The sequence below is a fragment of the Fulvivirga lutimaris genome (assembly GCF_009711525.1).
Taxonomy (GTDB): domain Bacteria; phylum Bacteroidota; class Bacteroidia; order Cytophagales; family Cyclobacteriaceae; genus Fulvivirga; species Fulvivirga lutimaris.
Map to the genome: position 1 here is coordinate 1 of NZ_SMLV01000164.1, position 3,602 is coordinate 3,602.

At 37.3% G+C, this 3,602-nt stretch carries 2 protein-coding genes; both read left to right on the forward strand.

All coding sequences use genetic code 11. From position 1 onward, the window contains the following. Positions 1-123 precede the first annotated feature (123 nt). A complete protein-coding gene (gene gyrA, locus E1140_RS01220) occupies positions 124-2,646 on the forward strand; it encodes a DNA gyrase subunit A (protein WP_155178206.1) in 2,523 nt (840 codons plus the stop codon). A gap of 29 nt (positions 2,647-2,675) precedes the next feature. Beyond that, positions 2,676-3,602, forward strand: a 927-nt coding sequence (locus tag E1140_RS01225) for a tetratricopeptide repeat protein (RefSeq protein ID WP_155178208.1), incomplete at its 3' end; no start/stop codon positions are given.

The window sequence follows — 3,602 nt, forward strand, 5'->3', positions numbered from 1 at the left end:
GATTTACAGATAGTTAATAATCAATAAATAAACCCCTCAAGATTGTAGATTTAAGAGTGTGTCTCTTGACAAAATTTGCGTAAATTCGCCTGTATTTTTAATTGACAAGTATATTTAGAAACAATGGCGGAAGGAGCAAACGAGAATATCATTCCAATTAATATTGAAGATGAAATGAGAGTTGCCTACATAGATTATTCTATGTCGGTAATTGTCTCAAGGGCGCTGCCCGATGTGCGGGATGGATTGAAGCCTGTGCATAGAAGGATTCTATATGGAATGTTGGATCTTGGAGTAAGTTATAACAAGGCTTATAAGAAGTCGGCAAGAATAGTCGGAGAGGTATTGGGTAAGTATCACCCTCATGGTGATACAGCAGTATATGACTCAATGGTTAGGATGGCACAGCCTTGGTCATTAAGGTATATGCTAGTTGATGGCCAGGGGAACTTTGGTTCTATAGACGGTGACTCGCCAGCAGCCATGCGTTATACCGAAGCAAGGCTGAAAAGAATCGCTGATGAGATGTTGGGTGATATCAACAAAGACACTGTTGACTTTCAGTCAAACTTTGATGACTCCTTAAAAGAGCCAACGGTACTTCCTGCTAAGCTTCCAAACCTATTGGTGAATGGAGCTTCTGGTATTGCAGTAGGTATGGCTACTAACATGCCACCTCACAACTTGTCTGAGGTTGTAGATGGTATTGTGGCCTATATTGATAATAATGATATTGACATTGCCGGCCTTATGCAGTTTATCACTGCCCCTGATTTTCCTACAGGTGGTATCATTTATGGTTTCCAAGGTGTTAAAGAAGCCTTTGAGACTGGTAGAGGAAGAGTTTTAATGCGTGCTAAGGCTGAGATTGAAACAACAAAGACTGGCAAAGAGCAGATTATAGTAACCGAAATACCATTTATGGTAAATAAAGCAAGCATGATCGAAAAGACTGCTGCTTTGGTAAACGATAAAAAAATTGAAGGTATATCTGATATTCGTGATGAATCTGATAGAGATGGATTAAGGATAGTCTATGACATAAAAAAAGATGCAATGCCAAGCATTGTTCTTAATCACCTATATAAATATACTCAACTCCAATCTTCATTTGGAGTTAATAATATAGCCTTGGTGAAAGGTCGTCCTATGACCTTGAATCTTAAAGACATGATCAAACATTTTGTTGATCACCGTCATGATGTGGTTATTAGAAGAACTCAGTACGAACTTAATGAGGCTGAAAAAAGAGCTCATATTCTTGAAGGTTATATTATTGCTCTTGACAACCTTGATGAAGTAATTAATTTAATTAGAAAAGCTAAAGACCCTGATACTGCAAAAGAAGGGTTGATCAAGAAGTTTGAATTGTCGGAAATTCAAGCTAAAGCTATTCTGGAAATGCGTTTGCAAAGACTTACTGGTCTTGAACGTGATAAAATTCAAAAGGAATACGAAGAAGTAATGGCATTAATCATCCGATTGAAAGAAATACTTGCAGATGAGAGTATCAGAATGGGTATTATCAAGGATGAAGTTCTTGAAGTGAAAGAGCGATATGGTGATGAAAGAAGAACAGAAGTAGTTCATAGTGCTGACGATATCACTTATGAAGACATGATTCCTAATGATGAGATGGTATTGACAGTTTCTCATCAGGGTTATATCAAAAGATCACCGTTGACAGAGTATCGCACTCAGAGTCGAGGCGGAGTAGGATCAAGAGGTGTATCAACTAAAGATGATGATTTTACAGAACATTTATTTATCGCCAAAGCACATAACTATCTATTGATCTTTACTGAGTTTGGTAAGGTGTTCTGGAAGAAAGTTTATCAGATTCCTGAGGGCTCGAAGACTTCTAAAGGAAGAGCAATTCAGAACCTTATTAATATAGAGCCAGGAGATGTTGTAAGGGCTATTATAAATGTTGAAAACCTGACAGATGAAGACTATATAAATAACAATTTTGTTATGATGTGTACTGAGAATGGTACCATTAAGAAGACTTCATTGGAGGCATACTCAAGGCCTAGACAAAATGGTATTAATGCCATTACAGTTAAAGACGGAGATAGGTTGTTGAACGTTAGTTTGACCAATGGTAGTAACCATATAGTTATTGCCAAAACGAGCGGAAAAGCTATTCACTTCAATGAGTCTGATGTTCGACCAATGGGGAGAACAGCTTCAGGTGTGCGTGGAGTCGCTTTAGAAGGTGCTGAAGATAAGGTTGTTGGCATGGTGTGCATTAATAGAGAGGACTCTAATTTACTTGTAGTATCAGAAAGAGGCTATGGCAAGAGATCCGATATTGATGATTACAGAATAACCAAAAGAGGTGGTAAAGGTGTTAAGACCATCAACGTGACCGAGAAAACTGGCAAGCTTGTTGCAATTAAGGAAGTTATTGACACGGATGATTTGATGATTATTAATAAATCTGGTATCACTATAAGAATGGCTGTTGAGGATCTGCGTGTTATGGGTAGAGCAACTCAAGGCGTTAAGTTGATCAGGTTAAATGAGAATGATGAGATATCATCAGTGGAGAAAATAGAAAGAATTGAAGGAGAAGATGAATTAGACAAAGAAGAAGGAACTGATGATTCTGAAAACAATGAAAATTCAACGGAAAAAGAATAAATTGCACAACCTTAAATAACTAATAAACTATGAAAAGAATAATTGTACTGATGCTTGTTGTCTTAGTGGCAGGGTACTCTTACGGACAGAAAAAGCCTAAGATTAATCAAGCAGAAAAGGCCAGAAGCGAAGGAAATTTGGGTGAGGCCAAGAATATTTTGGATGAGGCCATTGAGCATGAGAAAACCAAAGATGATGGTAAAACATGGTACTACAGAGGTTTACTACTGGCCTCACTCGATACTACTTCAAATCCGGAATATCAATCTTTAGTTGATGATCCATTAAGAAAAGCTATGGAATCTTTTGCCAAAGCTGACGATCTTGAAAAAGGAAATTCAGGGTTTTATACAACTGATGCCATTGGACTACCGGTTACAAAGGAACAACAGATTGAAACCTTATGGTCTTATTATCTCAATAAGGGAGTTGAAAACTACCAGAATGATGAGAACTCTGAGGCATATAAGTATTTTGAAAAAACTACTGTTGTAAAGCCACAAGATACTACAGGATATATTTACGCTGGGTCTGTAGCACAAGCTGGTAAAGAGTATGATAAGGCTTTAAAAAACTACTACCACTTAATTAATGATCTAGATTACAAAGGAAGAGATACTTTCTACTCTGTAATCTATATTGAGGGAGTTGTTAATGAGGACAGTGAAAAAGCTCTGGAAGTAATTAGAAAAGCAAAAACTGTTTTTCCTGGTGATAGAGATTTTGCGAAATCTGAAATCAGTGCTCTTGTTAAGTTAGGCCGTCAAGAAGAGGCTCAAAAGGAACTTGAGACGGCTATTGCTGCAGAACCTGATAATGCTAATTTGAGATATACGCTTGGTGTTATGTATGATGAAACTGGAAATCCTGATAAGGCAAAAGAAGCCTATATGAGTAGTTTAGAGGTTGATCCTGATTATTTGAATGCAAGATTTAACTTGGCAGTATTGTATTAC